23 protein-coding genes are annotated in these 18423 nt (G+C 37.1%); 15 read left to right on the forward strand and 8 right to left on the reverse strand.

Annotated features, from left to right (window positions below):
- The 8 genes from BMS_RS13285 (at position 1) to glyA (ending at position 6706) form a co-directional block, all read left to right on the forward strand.
- Complete coding sequence (locus BMS_RS13285) at positions 1 to 567, forward strand: YceD family protein (RefSeq protein ID WP_014245338.1); 567 nt, start codon at positions 1 to 3, stop codon at positions 565 to 567.
- 107 nt (positions 568 to 674) lie between these two features.
- A complete protein-coding gene (rpmF, locus tag BMS_RS13290) occupies positions 675 to 887 on the forward strand; it encodes a 50S ribosomal protein L32 (protein ID WP_014245339.1) in 213 nt (70 codons plus the stop codon).
- Positions 888 to 1069: 182 nt separating this feature from the next.
- A complete protein-coding gene (locus BMS_RS13295) occupies positions 1070 to 2071 on the forward strand; it encodes a beta-ketoacyl-ACP synthase III (RefSeq protein WP_014245340.1) in 1002 nt (333 codons plus the stop codon).
- Between the two features lie 14 nt (positions 2072 to 2085).
- Entirely contained in the window at positions 2086 to 3039 is a 954-nt protein-coding gene (gene fabD / locus BMS_RS13300; protein ID WP_014245341.1) for an ACP S-malonyltransferase, read from the forward strand.
- On the forward strand, positions 3039 to 3800 hold the full coding sequence (gene fabG / locus BMS_RS13305; protein ID WP_014245342.1) for a 3-oxoacyl-ACP reductase FabG: 762 nt from the start codon (positions 3039 to 3041) through the stop codon (positions 3798 to 3800). Before fabD ends, fabG begins: the two co-directional genes overlap by 1 nt.
- A 33-nt stretch (positions 3801 to 3833) precedes the next feature.
- Positions 3834 to 4058, forward strand: a complete 225-nt coding sequence (gene acpP, locus BMS_RS13310) for an acyl carrier protein (protein WP_014245343.1) — start codon at positions 3834 to 3836, stop codon at positions 4056 to 4058.
- Between the two features lie 145 nt (positions 4059 to 4203).
- Positions 4204 to 5445 carry a beta-ketoacyl-ACP synthase II gene (gene fabF / locus BMS_RS13315; protein ID WP_014245344.1) on the forward strand — a complete coding sequence of 414 codons (1242 nt, stop codon included), beginning with the start codon at positions 4204 to 4206 and terminating at the stop codon, positions 5443 to 5445.
- Between the two features lie 10 nt (positions 5446 to 5455).
- The gene (gene glyA / locus BMS_RS13320; RefSeq protein WP_014245345.1) at positions 5456 to 6706 is read left to right on the forward strand and encodes a serine hydroxymethyltransferase; all 1251 of its coding nucleotides are present in this window, start codon (positions 5456 to 5458) and stop codon (positions 6704 to 6706) included.
- 18 nt (positions 6707 to 6724) lie between these two features.
- Here glyA and BMS_RS13325 read toward each other — a convergent pair whose 3' ends face one another.
- A complete protein-coding gene (locus BMS_RS13325; RefSeq protein ID WP_014245346.1) occupies positions 6725 to 8248 on the reverse strand; it encodes an FMN-binding glutamate synthase family protein in 1524 nt (507 codons plus the stop codon).
- An 81-nt stretch (positions 8249 to 8329) separates the two neighbouring features.
- Entirely contained in the window at positions 8330 to 9259 is a 930-nt protein-coding gene (locus tag BMS_RS13330) for a murein L,D-transpeptidase catalytic domain-containing protein (protein ID WP_014245347.1), read from the reverse strand.
- Positions 9260 to 9418: 159 nt separating this feature from the next.
- On the opposite strand from BMS_RS13330, the gene nrdR reads away from it, so the two are divergent.
- From nrdR to BMS_RS13350, 4 genes are read left to right on the forward strand one after another with little or no spacing between them, the layout of a single operon-like run.
- The gene (gene nrdR / locus BMS_RS13335) at positions 9419 to 9904 is read left to right on the forward strand and encodes a transcriptional regulator NrdR (protein ID WP_014245348.1); all 486 of its coding nucleotides are present in this window, start codon (positions 9419 to 9421) and stop codon (positions 9902 to 9904) included.
- On the forward strand, positions 9885 to 10358 hold the full coding sequence (gene nusB / locus BMS_RS17125; protein ID WP_014245349.1) for a transcription antitermination factor NusB: 474 nt from the start codon (positions 9885 to 9887) through the stop codon (positions 10356 to 10358). Before nrdR ends, nusB begins: the two co-directional genes overlap by 20 nt.
- Before the next feature lies 1 nt (position 10359).
- The gene (locus BMS_RS13345) at positions 10360 to 10752 is read left to right on the forward strand and encodes a hypothetical protein (RefSeq protein ID WP_014245350.1); all 393 of its coding nucleotides are present in this window, start codon (positions 10360 to 10362) and stop codon (positions 10750 to 10752) included.
- A complete protein-coding gene (locus BMS_RS13350; protein ID WP_014245351.1) occupies positions 10745 to 11344 on the forward strand; it encodes a hypothetical protein in 600 nt (199 codons plus the stop codon). The genes BMS_RS13345 and BMS_RS13350 overlap by 8 nt, the downstream gene beginning before the upstream one ends.
- Positions 11345 to 11369: 25 nt before the next feature.
- On the opposite strand, the gene BMS_RS13355 is transcribed toward BMS_RS13350, so the two are convergent.
- From BMS_RS13355 to BMS_RS13370, 4 genes are read right to left on the reverse strand one after another with little or no spacing between them, the layout of a single operon-like run.
- The gene (locus tag BMS_RS13355; protein WP_044557621.1) at positions 11370 to 12158 is read right to left on the reverse strand and encodes a methyltransferase domain-containing protein; all 789 of its coding nucleotides are present in this window, start codon (positions 12156 to 12158) and stop codon (positions 11370 to 11372) included.
- Between the two features lie 60 nt (positions 12159 to 12218).
- Positions 12219 to 12599: a DUF6165 family protein gene (locus BMS_RS13360; RefSeq protein WP_014245353.1), complete on the reverse strand. Its 381-nt coding sequence runs from the start codon at positions 12597 to 12599 to the stop codon at positions 12219 to 12221.
- Complete coding sequence (gene greB / locus BMS_RS13365) at positions 12596 to 13105, reverse strand: transcription elongation factor GreB (protein ID WP_044557622.1); 510 nt, start codon at positions 13103 to 13105, stop codon at positions 12596 to 12598. The genes BMS_RS13360 and greB overlap by 4 nt, the downstream gene beginning before the upstream one ends.
- Entirely contained in the window at positions 13074 to 13529 is a 456-nt protein-coding gene (locus tag BMS_RS13370; RefSeq protein ID WP_014245355.1) for a low molecular weight protein-tyrosine-phosphatase, read from the reverse strand. Before BMS_RS13370 ends, greB begins: the two co-directional genes overlap by 32 nt.
- Positions 13530 to 13598: 69 nt before the next feature.
- Here BMS_RS13370 and def point away from each other — a divergent pair, with 69 nt between their 5' ends.
- The 3 genes from def (at position 13599) to BMS_RS13385 (ending at position 17335) form a co-directional block, all read left to right on the forward strand.
- Complete coding sequence (def, locus tag BMS_RS13375; protein ID WP_014245356.1) at positions 13599 to 14138, forward strand: peptide deformylase; 540 nt, start codon at positions 13599 to 13601, stop codon at positions 14136 to 14138.
- Between the two features lie 87 nt (positions 14139 to 14225).
- Positions 14226 to 15467 (forward strand): hypothetical protein, encoded by a 1242-nt coding sequence (locus BMS_RS13380; protein WP_014245357.1) that lies wholly within the window; start codon positions 14226 to 14228, stop codon positions 15465 to 15467.
- Positions 15467 to 17335, forward strand: a complete 1869-nt coding sequence (locus BMS_RS13385; protein WP_014245358.1) for a phospholipase D-like domain-containing protein — start codon at positions 15467 to 15469, stop codon at positions 17333 to 17335. Before BMS_RS13380 ends, BMS_RS13385 begins: the two co-directional genes overlap by 1 nt.
- Before the next feature lie 6 nt (positions 17336 to 17341).
- Here BMS_RS13385 and BMS_RS13390 read toward each other — a convergent pair whose 3' ends face one another.
- Positions 17342 to 17629, reverse strand: coding sequence for a hypothetical protein (locus BMS_RS13390; protein ID WP_014245359.1), 288 nt, complete (start codon positions 17627 to 17629; stop codon positions 17342 to 17344).
- Between the two features lie 7 nt (positions 17630 to 17636).
- A complete protein-coding gene (locus BMS_RS13395; RefSeq protein ID WP_014245360.1) occupies positions 17637 to 18380 on the reverse strand; it encodes an SDR family NAD(P)-dependent oxidoreductase in 744 nt (247 codons plus the stop codon).
- Positions 18381 to 18423: the final 43 nt, after the last annotated feature.

The following is an 18423-nucleotide window of genomic DNA, read 5'->3' on the forward strand; positions in this document are numbered from 1 at the left end:
ATGTTGCAAAGAGACATAAAAGATAATCTAGAGGAGTTCGCCAGAATTGAGAGTTTTCTCGATGAGGAGAGAAGCTACGAGCTAGACAAGGGCTGCGAATGGGTGAACGACCTTTTAGCAGAGCTTGAAGAAAACCTAGAAGAGGACGAAAAAGATCCTGAAAACAGAAAGATGTCTGTTAATTTAAAGATCAAGAGAAAGAGTATTCCAAGCTACGGAGAAGGACTCATTGTTAGAGGTGACTTCAGCGGGAACTTTCTCACTCCATGTATCAAGTGCCTAGCGCCTGCCGCCGAGACTTGCCAAGGAGAATTTGAAGCAGTCTTTATTACTGATAAATTTGAAAAAGCTGAAGAATTTGATGAAACTCTAAGCCTTTGGGCCGATAATTCTGAGCTGGAAGTTTATTTTCACAATAGAGGTAAGTGTCACATTAAAAAAGTGGTTCACGAGCATATTTTTCTTGGATTAAATCCTTACCCTCTCCACAGTGAAGACTGTAAAGGACTATGTGGAACTTGTGGAAGTGACTTAAATCACGAAGATTGTGGACACGGGGCCCAATAAGTCCTATAGAGAATGTTAAAAAGCTTGATAAATGGGTTAATATAGCGTAAATATTCACCCTTAATATTAAAAATAAAGAAGTTAAAGTTATATATCTGGAGTAGAAAATGGCAGTACCAAAGAAGAAAACCAGTGTTTCTAAAAAAGGTTTAAGAAGAGCTGGGCAACACCATAAATTATATGCAAATAACAACGTAGTTGTTGATAATACAACTGGTGAGTTAACTAAGAAGGGATGTATTTCTCCATCTGGTTACTGGAAAGGTAAGAAAATCTTCGAAACTAAAGCTGATAGAGAAGAAGAAACTACTGAAGAGTAGTCTTACACTTAAAATTTAAAAGTTAAATAAAGCAGAATTATTAGGTAACTAATTTTTCTGCTTTTTTGCGTTCTATAGAATGAAACTCCAAGAGCTCAACACACTCTCCCCTTTGAATAAACTCTTTTCATATCCAAATCAAATTTGTTATTTTACTTACTTATAAAAATTAGGAAGGAAGTATGACGGAATATAAAGTAAAAATTAAGGGAACAGGAATGTTTGTTCCTGAGAAAGTTTTAACGAATGATGACCTCTCAAAAATGGTTGATACAAATGATGAGTGGATCTTCGAGAGAACAGGAATTCGTCAAAGAAGAATTTCAAATACTGAGGCCGGTGAGTTTCCAAGCGACATGGCCTATCACGCAACTCTTCAAGCATTAAAAGAAGCGAATCTTGAACCAAATGATATCGACATGATTCTCTTTGGTTCAGTTACACCAGATTATAAACTCCCAAACACAGCAGTTATTCTTCAGCAGAAACTAGGTATCACAAATCAATGTGCGGCCCTAGATATTGCAGCAGCATGCTCTGGTTTTGTTTACGGTGTAAACATGGCACAGGCCATGGTGAGAACAGGAATGCAAAAGAACGTTCTAGTTGTCGGTTCTGAAATGCTAAGTACAGAAGTAAACTGGGAAGACAGAGGAACTTGTATTCTCTTTGGAGACGGTTGTGGCGTGGCCATAATTGGAAGAGGAGAAGAAGGTGAAGAATCTGATATTCTAGCTACTCACCTTGGTGCCGATGGAACAGGTAAAGAGTTCTTTGACCAACCAATTGGTGGAGCAGTTCACCCTCTTACGGCTGAGCACTTAGAGGAAAAAACTCACTACATGCAAATGAAAGGTAGAGAGATGTTCAAAGTAGCAACGAGAACTCTCGCTCAAAATGCAAGAACAGTTTTAGAAAAAGCAAATTTAAAATTAGAAGATGTGGACTGGCTAGTTCCTCATCAAGCTAATGTGAGAATAATTGAAACAACAGGAAAGCTTCTAGGTATTGATCCTGAGAAAGTTATCGTCAATATAGATAAATACGCTAATACTTCTGCCGCGACAGTGCCAATGGCATTTCACGAGGCTATCCAAGACGGAAGAATTAAAAGAGGTGATATCGTTTTATTTGACGCTTTTGGTGCAGGACTGACAACAGGGGCCACTCTACTACGTTACTAAACTAAGGATAAGAAATGACAAAATCAGTTACTTTATTATTTCCTGGTCAAGGTGCACAGTATGTAGGGATGGGAAAATCTCTCGAAGGTCATAGTGCGTTTAATCTCTTTGAAAAGGCAAACCAAGCTCTTGGTTTCAACCTTACAAAGATGATGTTCGAAGGACCAGAGGAAGATCTCAAACTTACAAAGTACACACAGCCAGCAATTCTAAGTCACTCTGTTGCTCTTTTTGAAAAAGCAAAAGAAATTCTTGAAGAAAAGAATGTAAAAATTGACCGAGTTCTCGGTCACTCTGTTGGAGAATATGCGGCCCTAGTTGCGGCCGGAGCAATCTCTTATGAAGATGCACTCAACGCTGTTCATCTTCGTGGAACTTATATGCAAGATGCAGTTCCAGCAGGAAAGGGAAAGATGTTCGCCATCATGAAAGTCCCTGAAGATAAAATTCTTGAAGCTTGTAAAGCTGCTAGCACAGAAGGTTCTGAGGTTATGCCAGCAAACTTTAACGAACCATCACAAATTGTTATCTCGGGCGAAGCCGATGCTTGTGACAGGGCCGTTAAATGGTTAGAGGAAAATTGGAGCGATCCATATAGAGCGGTTGAATTAAAAGTTTCGGCCCCATTTCACTCTTCGCTAATGGAGCCAGCAGCTAAGAATTTAAAAGAAGCTTTTGCAAAATTTAAATTCAACGACTCAACTCTTCCCTACATCGCCAATATCGATGCTAAAGAGTATGCAGCCGGAACAAGTGCAGCAACAATTCAAGATAATTTAATCAAGCAAGTTGATGGCTCAGTTCTTTGGACACAAAGTATTCAAGAACTTCCAGATGACACAATCTGTATCGAGTGTGGACCTGGACGAGTATTAATGGGACTTGTTAGAAAGATTAATCGCAACATCAAAGTTATCTCACTAGATAAAGACGGTGCCTTTGATGAATTGAAGGAGCTATTATCATGATGGCAAAATTTGAAGATTTAAAAGATAAGAAAGTTTTAGTTACGGGTGCAACGAGAGGAATTGGTAGGGCCATTGCTCTTAACCTAGCTTCACAAGGTGCTCACGTAGTTTTCAACTTTAGAGAAGGAAAAGAAGAAATCGCTAAACAAATGGAAGAAGAACTTAAAGCTGCGGGAGCTGCAAATGCAACTGCCGTTATGTTCGACGTTACAAATAGCGAGCAAATCAAAACTGCCCTCGATGCTTTCAATAAAGAGCACGGTGCAATTACTGGTCTTGTTAACAATGCCGGTATCTCTAAAGATCAAATTGTTCTTAGACTTAAGGAAGAAGATATTACTCAAACACTAGATACGAACCTAAAAGGATCTATTCTAGTTACGTCTGCGCTCTCAAGGGCCTTTCTAAGAGCTGAGAATGTTTCTATCGTAAATATTAGTTCTGTAGTTGGACTAATGGGAAATCCTTCTCAAATTGCTTACGCCGCCTCAAAGGCCGGAATGCTTGGATTTACAAAGAGTTATGCTAAAGAACTTGCCTCTAGAAATGTAAGATGTAACGCAATATGTCCAGGATTTATCGAAACAGATATGACCGAAGCACTTGATGAAAAGGTAAAAGAAGCGTATCTTTCCTCGATCCCGTTAAACCGCCTCGGTAATGTTGAGGAAGTTGCTAACCTAGTGAATTTTTTACTAAGTAGAGCCTCTTCATATATTACAGGTGAAGTTATAAAGATTGACGGTGGATTATATATTTAAGTAAAGTATTCAAACACATATAAGGAGTTAATAATGGAAGAAAAAGTAATTAAACTTGTAAGTGATGCAACTAAGATTGATATTGCTAAAATCAACGCGGGAACAAGCTTCGTTGACGATCTAAACCTTGATTCACTAGACATCGTTGAGCTAATGATGAAAATGGAAGATGAGTTTGGTGTAGAAATTCCAGAGGAAGACGCAGAAGGTCTTAAGTCAGTTGCTGATGTTGTAACTTACTTAGAAAAGAAGCAATAAGAATTTTTAAATAAAAGAAGATAAAAAAGGGGAAGCAACTATAGGCTTCCCTTTTTTTTTGCACTATATTTTATGTGTTGAAATTCAAAACCTAGAAAGAAGAAGCCCATTGGAAAATGGCTCACTAGGAACAGGAGAATCACAAATGAATAGAGTTGTTATTACAGGTATGGGTGCCATCTGCGGATTAGGTCACTCACTTGATGAAGTTTGGGGAAATATCATTGAAGGTAAATCTGGTATTTCTAAAATTGAAAACTCACCTATTGAAAAGCTAGCTGTTCAAATTGGTGGAGAAGTTAAGAACTTTGAAATAGACCCAGAAATTCTAGACCCTAAAGAGGCCACAAGATACGACAAGTTTGTACACTTTGCACTCCATTCAGGGTACGAAGCGTGGAAGGATGCCGGGCTAGAAAACCACAACTACGCACCAGAAAAAATTGGCTCAATCCTAGGTGTAGGAATGGGTGGATTTCCAGAAATAGAAAGAACGTATGAAACTTTTATGGCCAAAGGTCCAAGAAGAATTTCTCCATTCTTTATTCCAGGAATTATTCCTAATATGGCGACAGGTCTCTTAAGTATTAAACTTGACCTCCAAGGTGTTAACTACACGATCGCTTCCGCTTGTGCTTCAGCAGCTCACGCAATATCAGCAGCAGCTTTTGAAATTATGGCCGGAAGACAAGATGTAATGATCACAGGTGGAGCAGAGTCTGTTCTTTCAAACTTACCTATGGGTGGTTTCATCTCTATGAAGGCGCTTTCTAAAAGTGTTGAAGAACCAGAAAAAGCCTCTCGTCCTTTTGATGTAGATCGTAATGGTTTTGTCATTGGAGAGGGAGCAGGTGTTCTCGTATTAGAAAACTACGAATCAGCAAAAGCTCGTGGAGCAAAGATCTATGCTGAAGTTGTTGGTCACGGAACATCAAGTGATGCTCACCATATTACGGCACCACACCCAGAGGGTGAAGGCGCTTATAAATGTATGAAGATGTGTATTGAATCAGCAGGTGTTGATCCTGCAAAAGTTGGCTACGTAAATGCCCACGGAACTTCTACTCCACTAGGAGACTTAGGAGAAACTAAGGCCATTAAGAAAACTTTTGGAGATCACGCTAAGAATATGTATGTCTCATCTACAAAGTCTATGATTGGACATCTCTTAGGTGCAGCAGGTGGAGTAGAAAGTATTTTCTGTGCGATGGCACTTCATAAAGGAATCCTTCCTCCAACTATTAATTTAGACAATCAAGACCCAGAATGTGATTTAGACTATGTTGCAAATCAGGCCAAGAATGTTCAAGTGGAATATGCACTAAATAATTCATTTGGTTTTGGTGGAACTAACTCTTCTCTACTTCTAAAAAGATATACAGAATAAAGGACTCACTATGTTTCATAAAGATGCAACTTCACTTGATACAATGGATTCAGAGATCACAAAACTTGTAGAGCTAGAAAGAGTTCGCCAAGAAGAGGGGCTCGAACTTATTGCTTCAGAGAACTATACTTCAAAAGCTGTCATGGAAGCTCAAGGTACAATTCTTACGAATAAGTACGCTGAAGGTCTTCCGGGTAAGAGATACTATGGTGGTTGTGAAGTTGTTGACTCTGTTGAAACTCTTGCTATTGAAAGAGTTAAGAAATTATTTGGAGCAAAGTTTGCCAACGTTCAGGCCCACTCAGGATCTGGTGCAAATATGGCCGCTTACTTCTCTCTTTTAGAAGTTGGAGATAAAGTTCTTGGAATGAACCTAGCTGAAGGTGGTCACCTCACTCATGGTTCTCCAGTTAACTTTTCAGGAAAACTTTTTAAAATTATTCCTTACGGTCTCGATTTAGAAAGTGAAACAATTGATTATGATGCCCTTAGAGATTTGGCCCTAAAAGAGAAGCCAAAGATGATTATAGCTGGAGCGTCTGCCTACCCTAGAACAATTGACTTCGAAAAATTTAGAAGTATTGCTGATGAAGTTGGTGCTTACCTTATGGTAGACATGGCCCATATCGCAGGTCTAGTGGCCGCGGGACTCCATCCTAATCCAGTGCCTCATGCTCATGTTGTAACTTCAACAACGCATAAAACTCTTAGAGGCCCTAGAGGTGGAATTATTCTTACGAATGATGAAGAGCTCGCTAAGAAAATTAATTTCAATGTCTTCCCTGGTATTCAAGGTGGACCACTTGAGCACGTCATCGCGGCCAAGGCCGTTTCTTTTAAAGAAGCGCTCGAGCCAAGCTATATCGATTACCAAAAGCAAGTGATCCTTAATGCAAAAGTTCTAGGTGAGAAGCTACAGGCCGAAGGGATTGAAATAGTCTCTGGTGGAACAGACAATCACCTTCTTCTGGTAAAGACAGACTCTGTTAATCTTTCTGGAAAGCAAGCTGAACATGCACTTGAAGCCGCAGGGATTACTTGTAATAAGAATATGATTCCTGGAGACAAGAGATCTCCTTTTGTAACTTCAGGTGTAAGACTTGGAACTCCTGCCATCACGACAAGAGGTCTCAAGGAAAATCATATGGAGCAACTTGGAACTTGGATATCTAAGGCGCTTAGAAATAGCGAAGACGAAGGAGTTCTTAAATCAATTAAAGAAGAAGTCCTCACTCTTTGTAGAGAATATCCTGTTTACTAAAATTATATCTAGGCCCTATCAATTCGTTAGGGCCGTTCTTTGATGAGGATAGATCTCCTCTAAACTCTTCACCTTTGTTGGTGACACTCTTCTAAAAATATCAGCTCGACTTAACTTACTAGGATGATCAACTCCAGCACTTCCTAGAATCTCTCTAACAGAGTGAACCGTTTCTTGATGAAAATTATTAATTCGCGTTCCCTTATTTTGAACATCTAGTCCCCAAGATAAACTCTTATCTTGAGTTGCAATTCCTGCTGGACATTTATTCGTGTTACAAATAAGTGCTTGAATACAACCCAATGCTAGCATCATTGCTCTAGCACTATAGCAAGCATCTGCCCCTAAAGAGAGAGCTCTCACAATATGAAAGCCTGTAATAATTTTTCCAGAAACAATTAGTTTAATCTGATCTTTTAATCCGTACTTATTTAAGAGATTACTTACTAACACAAGTCCCTCAGTCATCGGTGTTCCTAAACTATCCGAGAACTCTAGAGGTGCCGCACCAGTTCCACCCTCTCCACCATCAACAACAATATAGTCAGGATAATTATCCATCTCTTTCATCTTAATGCAGAGATCTTCAAATTCGTGGAGCTTTCCAAAACAAAGTTTTATACCGATTGGCTTTCCTCCACTTAAATCTCTTAGTCGCTGAATAAATTTAATTAGTCCTTCGCTATTATTAAATTCAGTGTGCCCAGGAGGAGAGATGACGGCAGTATAAGGTTTTACCCCTCTAATGCGCGCAATTTCAGGAGTGTTTTTCTTAGCGGGAAGGATTCCTCCATGCCCCGGCTTCGCCCCTTGAGAGAGTTTAATTTCAATCATCTTCACACTTTCTCTTTTAGCATTCTTACTAAATAGCTCATCTGAAAAGTTACCATCGTGATCTCGGGCACCGAAATAACCGGTACCGATTTGCCAAATAATATGACCGCCGTGCTTTAGATGGTAATCACTAATACTCCCCTCTCCTGTATTTTGAGCGAAGCCCCCAAGGCTTGCGCCTCTATTAAGAGCCTCAACAGCATTACCACTTAGAGAACCATAACTCATGGCCGAAATATTTAAGATACTAGCATTATATTTTTGCTGACAGTGCTTACTTCCAATCTCTACTCGTAAGTTCTCTAAAGGAACTTCGTGATCACTGAGTGGATACATAGAATGGTTAATCCACTCATATCCAGGTTCATAAACGTCGACTTGTGTACCAAAAGGTTTAGTTCTTAAAACTCTCTTGGCCCTTTGATAAACAACACTTCTATTGATTCTATTAATTGGAGTTCCGTCTGTGTCACTCTCAACAAAGTACTGATAGACTTTTGGTCTAAGCTCTTCCATGACATATCTTAATCTTCCAAAGAGTGGATAATTCTTTTTTATCGTGTGCCTTGTTTGAGTTAAATCATAAAGACCAACCAACCACGAAGGCAGCAATAGGATCAAAGACAGCGACCACCACGGATGTAAGTAGATAAAGTAACTAGCTAGAGGTACTGTAACAATACAGTAAACAATGAACCATTTTCTCATGAATTTCTCCCTTAACTTATTATATAACGGGAGTGATATTTTTTATGCTAGGTAAAAGAGTTGTCTTAGTAGTTGATTGATTTATTCACACATTGATGACCATTCTGAAATTGGTTCAAGTGCCTTATTATAATCCTCTTTGCAGCCATCAATTGGAACATAGGAGTAATAGAGAGAACCGCCTGCGATCTTCTCCATTATTTTTCGACCTTGCTTTGGTACGAATGCCGGACATCCAAAACTTCTTCCCATAACACTTCCCGTATTATAATAAGCTTCGTGCATCACTACGCCCTGGGCCCTGGCCTTATCGTTTACACCATCACTTAGGCCATCCATTCTCATACCGTTATAACTTCTTCCATTCACTCTAAAAGTTGGCCAACCTCTATTTCCTTTCTTCGCCTCATTATGACTAGAAGACATATAAAATTCTCCAGTCTTAAAAAATCCAGGTCTCGTTAGAGCATATTGATCGTGCTTATTGCCTACTTTATTTTTTGGTATACGACATCTTTTCATCATTCCATTGTGGTTTGAAGACTTAGTAACTCTCCCATTTGAGATTGTTGCATCTCCGTACTTAACACCACCTAAACTACCACTACCGTGAGAGACTTTTGACGAGCTTACTTCCCCTGTCCTCATATCCAATAAGAAAAATCTCTCTTTGGTCGAGTTCACAGAGTAATCAGCAATCGTTATATAGTTTTTATTCTTGAATGATTTCTTATTCTTTTCAAAATAGTAGAGAGATTGTTTTAGAGCATTAACAGGAACCCCGGCCTTAATAAATTTCTTATAATACTGACAACTCTCACCTCTAAGAAGAGTATCCGCTATTCCAATGGATTGCTTTGCCGCAAGTCTTAACTCTTCATTAAGGGCCTCAATATATTCAGGAGAGCACTTATCAGCGACTGCGGGCTCTTCCTCATACTCAACAGGTATAGACTCATCAGCAAAGACTGAGAAATGAAGGCAAAATATCAATAATAGCAATTTAGACACAAGAATCTCCTCTCCACACTTCTTATCGGTTACTAAGACATGTCACTTGAGCTCCTAACAGACTGAAATCATATGTACTTTTTTCAGGAAAATAAAATAATGCCTTGCCAATGAAGCCTAAATTACAGTAAAAATTCACTTACTTTAATAGGATTTTATATGCATTGCCCAATTTGCCAACTTACAGACACCAAAGTCATCGATTCACGCTTAATGCCTGAAGGATTTAGTGTGCGCAGAAGAAGAAAATGCGAAGGTTGTGACAATAGGTTTACAACTTATGAAAAAATCCAAATTCAAATGCCTGCCGTTTTAAAACATGACGGTAGACGCGAGAGCTATAACAGAGAAAAGATCTTGAGCGGTCTAAAGAAAGCTTCACAGAAAAGACCAGTCTCAACAGAAGATCTTGAAACATTAATGGAAAAAGTAGAAAAGCATATGCTTGAACATTTTCCAAAAGAAGTTCCTTCCAATGTTATTGGCGAATTAACAATGAAAGAACTACTTCATCTTGACCCAGTTGCCTACACTAGATTTGCTTCGTTCTATTGGGATTATAAAGATATCGAAGGTTTTGTTTCTTCTTTACTAAAAAATCTTACAGCATCCAAAGGAGTAGAACGTGAGCAACTTCAACAATAAAACTATTGCGAGAGAGTTCTCTTTCAAATTAATTTATAAAGTTTTATGTGGAAACGAGAACCTTCTCGAATTAATGCTCTCAAAGAACCCTAAGGCAGAATACGAAAGATTTATGGAAGAGTTTACTAACTCTTGTATTGAACCAGACGAAGAACATCCAAATAATCAACTTCCTTCTGGTGCTCAAAACTTCGCACTCTCTCTCATCGATGGAGTATTTACGAATAAAGCTTCACTTGAAGATGAAATATCTAAGCACCTTAGAAAGAGAAAAATTAATCAATTAGAGAAAATTGACTACGCTCTCTTAATGCTTGGTTGTTATGAAATTCAAAATGTAGACGCTACACCTAAGGCCGTCGTAATTGATGAAATGGTAAATCTTGCCAGAAAATTTGGGACAGCTGATACGTATTCATTTATCAATGGAACTCTTGACTCAATAGGAAAATAGAATGAATAGAGAATTATTAAATAAAATTGATAATTCTATAACTTCTATCCTATGGATTAGTGCAACGGAGTTTCACAACACACAAAATTACTTTGAAGAATTCAATTACCTAATGAGTGGAATCCTTGAGAAGAAACAAGAAAATCTAACAGGTCTCTACCAAACAGATAGTTTTAATAGGCCTCTTAGTATTGCTCTAATAAAGAAAGATACAAATCAATCAGCGCTAGCTGCCGCTGAGAGCTCTCTTGCAATCATCAATAAAGAGAGCAACTCTAAAGTCTTAATTGTTCATGAAAATATTGAAGATAATTTAAAAACTAAATTCGAAAAGAAATACAAGGGATGTGAGTTTCTAGAATTTTCACCAACAAAGGAAGATTCAAATGATTAAGTATTTAGCCGCAATCTCACTTCTACTTTCTTTAAACTCATTTGCCGACTGTGAGAAAGAATATAATAAATTTAAACTTATTGCTCTCACTGAACCAATTACAACGCCTATAAGAACTGGACTCTACTTCTCAAGTGGTGCCATTTCTTCAACAGGAGCCTCTCTAATTGGAACACTCGCTCTCAACTTAGAGCTCAGTACGGCAGGAGTACTCTATGGAGCGGCCTTTACTTATGAAGGTACCTACTTCATAAAGGCTACAATTGCTAATTTTAGAAAGTTTAAAGGACGTGCTCACGCACAAAAATTAATCATCGAATCAAAAATTGGACTCGGAGATACTTTGGAAGAGTTCATTGATGATGTTAATGAAGCCTTAAGCGATTACATCTTGCTCTCTAAAGAGCAAGTGATAGAAGAAGTACTTCTTGGTAACACTACTTTTGATTTCTGCCAAAGTAGAGAGACTATGTTTACAATCAATAATATTAAAAACCATATTATTAGAAAGTACACACCACAATCAGATATAGAACCTGATTACGATGATGATTTGGATATTGATATCATTGACGGTGGGTACGAATTATAAAAAAAACCGGCTATTGCCGGTTTTTTTATTTTAGAGCACAAATATAAGTTACCCAAGATTCACAATTTTCTTCTTTCTTAGCCGGATAGAAGTTACCATCTCCTCCACCGTCTCCGTCCTCACCTTCCCAGTAAGGAATAACGCTTGAGAACCCTGCTTCTTTCATAATATCTTGAAGCTCTTTTAGTCCCCACATACGCCAATCATATGTGAATACTTTCTCATGCTTCTTACCTTTATACTTGAAGTGAATATAGTAAAGTACTTCAGATGTTATTGGATTAAAGCTCTCACAGTCCCAGAAGTATGTATGATCATCATGGTCTGTCTCTTCTACCATTTCTTGACATGCATCTGTTCCACCAAAGAGGTCTACAAAGAAAGCTCCATTATCATTTAACCCTTCTCTAACTTTTTTAAAGTAATTCAGAAGAACTTCTCTTTCTTTAAAAATAAAGTAAGAAAAATTAAAGGCCACAACAACATCAGACTTAAAGTTTCTATCTTCAAGAACATTGCCTTCAATATATTCCATTCTAGATTGCTCAGCATCACTCAGCCTAGAGTAATGATTTTCTCTTCCATACTTTATAGGTTCAGAATCTAAGTCCACTCCCCAAGCCTTGTGATCACTAGATTGTCTAACCCAGTCACATGCCATAGCGGCTGTACCACCAAAGTCTTCTCTTAAAGTTAGAGGCTTTCTTTTAAAATATCTCTTATACTCTTTATTTATAAAATCGATATCTGTTTCGTGATTCTGAACAGAGGCTTCATAAAGTTTATACTTATCCTCTAATGATAGCTTTGCCATCAAAAACTCCCTATTAATTTTTTTAAAAATGTATCATACTTCCAGTAGATTTTTGAAGTATTAATATTCTTCGTAGGACTTGACCTCTTGAATAGAAGAACCAAATTTAATATTCACTTCATTCTTTAGCGCAAAGCGCTGATCGTTTGTTATATACACTGCTCTTGCTAATTCAATAAATCCAGTAGAGAAGTCACCTCTTCGCTCATACTCTCGGATATTATCTTCAATCTCCCAGAGTTTTGTATTCACTTCTCGGAGTTGACTGATGTAGCTCTCGATTTCTGATAAGTTTAACTTTTTTAAAGTATCTCCCAAAGTTTCTAATTCCTTTGATGCATTTTCATTTTTAACTTTATCTAAGATTTTCTCTTTCTTAATTTCAAGAATCGAGATCTTATCGACAAGCTCTCCAAGTGAAACTTCACAAAGTATTTTCATAATATTTCCTTATATTCTATTTTCAGTATCTCTAATTCAAAACTTCCATTTGGTGCATCAATGCTAACAATGTCTTCAACCTCTTTACCAAGTAATGCTCTTCCAATGGGCGATCTCCAACTAATCTTACCTTTCGAAACTTCAACTTCATCAATTCCAACAATGGAATAGACTTTAACTTCAGCCTCTTCATCTTCAACCGTAACTGTTGCTGAGAATTGAACCTTTTCACTACTCATCTTTAGAGGGTCAATAACCTCTGAGTCATCGAGCCTCTTTTTGAGAAATCTTAATCGTCTATCAATTTCTCGAAGTCTTTTCTTTCCATAGATATAATCAGCATTCTCAGAACGATCACCATTTCCTGCTGCCCACGCAATTATCTGAGTCGTCTTTGGTCTCTCTACCTTTAGAAGATTTTCCATCTCGGCAGATAGCTCATCAAAGCACTTGGGAGTCATATAGTTTTTCTTCTTACCTTTCAGCGATAAACCCCTTAATTGCATCTTCCAAAATATCAATAACTTCAAAAAATCCCTGGTCACCTCCATAGTAAGGGTCAGGAACTTCCGAGGCCCTCATCGTAGTGCAGTAATCTGTTATTAATTTAACTTTATTAAAATCATCATCACTTGCAGCAAGACGAGTTATATTTTTATAATTACTTTGGTCCATTACAAGAATAGAGTCAAAGTCTTGAAAGTCTTCCTGTCTAAACCCTCTCGATCGAATTTGACTTAAGTTATACCCTCTTCTACTAGCGGCTTCCCTCATTCTAGCATCGGCCATCTCACCTTCGTGAAATGCACTTGTTCCCGCAGAATCACAGCTCATATTTAAGTTTAACTTTTCAATATAGCTAGACAATATGCCCTCTGCCATTGGCGATCGACAAATATTGCCCAAGCAAACAAATAGAACTTTCTTCATATTCCCTCATGTAAAAATCTAGCTTGAAGTAGAATTCTATTCTATCATGTTTTTAGAGGAGTTTTAAAAATGGCGATTAAAGATTTGACTAAAATGGGGAATCCTGTCTTAAGAAAAGTAGCTCTCGAATATCCGAGCGAAGAGATTGGTGGAGAGAAGTTTATAAAGCTCATTAAAGACTTAGAAGATACAATGAAAGAAAATGGTGGTATTGGTATCGCAGCACCGCAAATTGGTGTCTCCTATCAAGTCGCAATAATTCAACTCCCAGATAACTCTGAAAGATACCCCGATATTGCAAAGAGTGACCAATACATTGTTGTAAACCCAACCATTGAAGTTCTTGATCAAACTGAGCAAGGTTTTTGGGAAGGCTGTCTCTCTGTACCTGGCCTAAGGGGTTTTGTTCACAGACCACGTAAGGTTAAAATTACATTTCTAAATGATCGTGCCCAACAAGAGGAACTAATACTAGAAGGATTTCTCGCTACAGTATTTCAACACGAATTAGACCATCTATTTGGAAAGCTCTATATCGATAGAATTAAGGACCTAACTCTCTTAAGTTACGAAGAAGAGTTTCGACAATTCTGGCAAGATACGATCTAAGTACCTGAAATAAAGATATTGAGATTAATTTAAGGTAAATAAATTCCCTCAAACTTCCGATAGAGGAAGAGGAATTGAGGGAAGAATTTGATAGTTCTAAAGAAGTTTAAAAACATTGTCCTGTGGCTACCATTTGTCATATTTGTATGTGTATTGTCGACCTATATACTCGCAAATTTCTATGGACCCTACCACCAGTACTGGGCCTCCCAATCACTTGAGAATATTCAAGAGAGATCAATTGCAAGTTCAATTGGAGATCTCGAATACGATGCGTATAGAGATTACTTTTTTCAAAATCAATTTAATAAATATATTAATTATAAAATCGAATCAGAGATTTGGAGCAGCAATAAAGAGCAAAGTACTAGTGAGATTACGAGTGCCTACTCACAAGCTATAAAAGAGACCTTAGAGGGAGAAAATGCGAGTGAGAACTCTCTTGCTCAAGTCTTTCAAAGACATACACTTAAAACATTTATTAAGAAAATGCGCTCTCACTTAAAAAGTAAGAGCAATGCCAGTGGCGAGCTTCAAATTGATATTCACTTCATTCCACAATTTGAGCAGACCCTCAATTACAACACAGAACATTCTACAAATAATTTAGTTAACGTCGACCAATTCAATTTAAAAAGAGAACTCGAATATAAAGAAAAGACTATTAGCGAGCAAATATTAAATTCTAAGATTCCCTCTTCACACTCACGCTACCAATATAACGGTGGAACAATTAGCATCGTTTTAAATCTGGAAAAAGAAGGTAGCACAGAGATTCGATTTCGCCGTTTTTTTAAGGCCAATAGTATGACTGAGCCAGATCTAAATATTCGCTCTAAAGAGTTTAAAGTAACGATGTTCCACTCTGTTTCATCTAAAGAATCTGATAACGACTATATAACAGTTGACCTCATAAAGAATTACAATACTCAAGAAGATACAATTGAAAAAGACAAAGTCATGATACATCTTGGTAAGATTCTCCCATCCATTAAAGAATCAGGAGTATGGGTAAAGAAACTTAGCGACACTAACAAGACTCCTACAATTACAAATGATTTCTATATTCATGGTAGATATAGTGCCCCTTCAGAGAATCTAAAAGTTAAAATGAAAGTTGATACCTTAGTTTACTCTCTAAAAGACAGGGAATTTTTAAAAGAATCAAAGTACTTTATTAAAATAACTTCTAGAGATCCAGCAAGTACAAATCCATATAGAGAAAGAGAAATTCTTAAAGAAAATTTTAGATTGAATACAATTCCAGAAGTAATCAAGAAATTAGAACTTGGTCATTTCTTATACTCTAAGCAAGAAGGAGATCTCTAGTGAATAGGTATCTCATACTCTTCTTATTCATGTTTAATATTAGTGCAGCGGAATTTCACCTCCAAGAGAGAATCCTTGCAAGAAGCTACTACCTAGAGAGCGCTCCACTCATATTTGATAATGATCAAATTAAAAATACTTCTATGTTTAAGAAGAATCTTATTTCTTTAGACACTCAAAGAAATAAAAGGGCCAATTTATTAATCAATCGTCTTGCCCCCGTTCTTCCCTCAGAATTTTTAAAACCAATTATACATTGGAGATTAATAGAGCCAGATAGAAACAAACTAAATAGAACACTTAGTTTTATAATGCTATATAAGGCAAATATACTAAGAGATCACCTCCAGTATCCAAATCTTTCGGAGTCAGAAAAAGAGTCAGCTGAAAACCTTTTCAAAAAAACTTACCACCATAAGTTTTCAAAGGGCCAATCTCTTCACCTAACTTTAATTAAAGATTTTGAACAAAAATCAAACTTCATTACCAATTTTGAAAATACTGAAAACTTTATTACAGCGATAACTGAAACGACTCCCCTTTCAATTAACTTCAAAAAACATTCAGAGATAAATCCATACTCACTAAACTTTGGTGGATACATTCCAGGTAATAAAATAACTTTCTTCAATAATGGGCCAACTACTAAAGAGAGAATAGAGACTTTAGTTGAACAAGAGAATTACCTCAAATCAAACGGCGAGCATATTGCTTTAAGTAATGATCCAGTATTTAAAGAAACAAAGAAATTAATTGAAAAAGCGAAAGAGTCCATTGTTATCAATATGGACAGAATTAGCGGTACAATTGGAGCCTCTTTCTACAAAGCTTTAAAAGAGAAAACGACTCGAGAGCTAAAGAGAAATCCTAACTTTAAAACAATTATTTTAACGAATTCCATATATAAAGAGAATTTAAATGCTGAACGTAACTCTTCTTTTATTATCTTAAACTCACCCACTCATTCACCCGTCAATCACACTAGAGCAATTATAATCGACTCTAATTCCAGTTCACCAATGGCCCTTATAGGTTCAAAGAATTGGAGTGATCATCAAGGTGGCTACTTCCATGACAATGATCTTCTAGTGGAAGGACCAGGTGCGGCCTTTATTCAACATACAATTCAAGAGGATATCTCTAACGCTCTTAGTGATCCGCAAAATAGAGTTTCGAGTACAATTCAAAGTGAAGTTTTGAATTTCATCAAAATTAAAAGAGAGAGCTATCCAATTATTGGTAAGCAAAGTATTCGCATTAGTGAAACAGATTCATCAAAGAAATTAAGAACAACAAGAAACTTCATCATTGATATGATCAAAAAGGCACAGACCAATATCTATATGGAGCAACAGTATCTATATGATTCCTATATTATAAACTCACTTATTAAGCGAAAATTAGAAGTACCCACTCTAGACATTCGTATCCTTGCTGATCACAGTGAGAGCATTGCTCTTGGAGGTCTTCCCAATACAATCTATCTTAGAGAACTAAAGCTTTATGGTATTGAAGTAAAGTCTCGTATGAATGTGACTTATAAGCAGTACCAGACAATGAATCACAGAAATACAATTTCAGTTGATGGAAAAATCTTACTAACAGGCTCCAATACAATTTCACCTAAAGCGATGCAAGGAGATTCTAGAGAATTAAGTATCCAAATTTATGATAGCTCTGCTATCAAATCTTTTGACTCCAACTTTCTAATCTCTTGGAATAATCGTAATCAAGTAATGGATCTAGATATTCAAAATTTTCGCGCAAAGATTAAAAATGAAACTCTATCCAAAGAAATTTCATCATTAATAAACGCTGTTGCAGCAAGTTTTCTGAAGGCCAAAGACAAGCTACAAAATGATTTTTAGAGAAAGCTACTTAGCTGCTGAAACGTCGCAACCAGTATCTCCACCTTGGAGTTGAAAGGCTTCTTGCTTGGGCTTTGCCAGCTTCTCTTTTAACTCTTCCTCTGTTTCACAGGACTCATCATCTACTTTCTTTAAATCAGAGAAGTCATCTTTCACTGCCATTGAGTTAGATTTTTTAGAGAAGTCATAATTTGGAGTTTCTTTTTTTACTGAGTTCACACTCTTAGAAGCAATAGGAGCTTCCTTATTACAACTCACTAATAAAAGAGTAAAAAGTAAAAAAAATTTCTTCATATAAACCCTACTTACTATAATTTGCAAATGGTAGCTGCATAAAAAAGCGATACATCCACCTAGGAAGTCTCTCCAGTATAAACATAACCGTCTTCATTTGCCATGGAAAAACAAAGAGAGGAAGCTTTCTGTCTAAGGCTTTTTTAATTTTTCTTGCGGCTTTTTCACTACTCATAAGCCAAGGCATACTATGGTCATTTTTTTGAGTTAGAGGTGTATCAATAAAACCAGGTGCAATACAACTGACCTTTATATTCTCAGAGTGAAGATCCATACTGAAAGACTCACATAACTTCAAAACTGCGGCCTTAGAAGCTGAGTACGAAGACGCTCCCGGCAGTCCCACCATTCCAGCAACACTAGCAATGGCTGCAATATGACCTCTTTTATTAGGAAGCATATTCTTCAAGGCTCCTTCAAAAGAGTTGAGAACACCTAAGACATTTATATTAATCACATCTCTTGCTGCTTCAAAGTTTGGAGTTCTCGTCTTACTTCCAACACTCCTTCCAGCACTGGCAACTAAGAGATCTAGTTCGCCTTTACTAAAATCATCAATGGCCGCTAGGACTTCATCTCTATTTGTAACATCAACTTTATAACAAGTTAGATTCTTATATTTTTCATTTGCTCCAGACTCAACTTTAGATAAATCACGACCACAGATCGCAACCTGATGCCCCTCTTCTAAGTAAATCTTTGCAAGAGACCAACCAATACCTGTCGTCCCCCCAGTGATAAAAACTTTCATACACAATCCTTTATACCATTCTATCAATCTTATTAGATGTGAC

This window comes from Halobacteriovorax marinus SJ, from assembly GCF_000210915.2.
GTDB lineage: Bacteria > Bdellovibrionota > Bacteriovoracia > Bacteriovoracales > Bacteriovoracaceae > Halobacteriovorax > Halobacteriovorax marinus.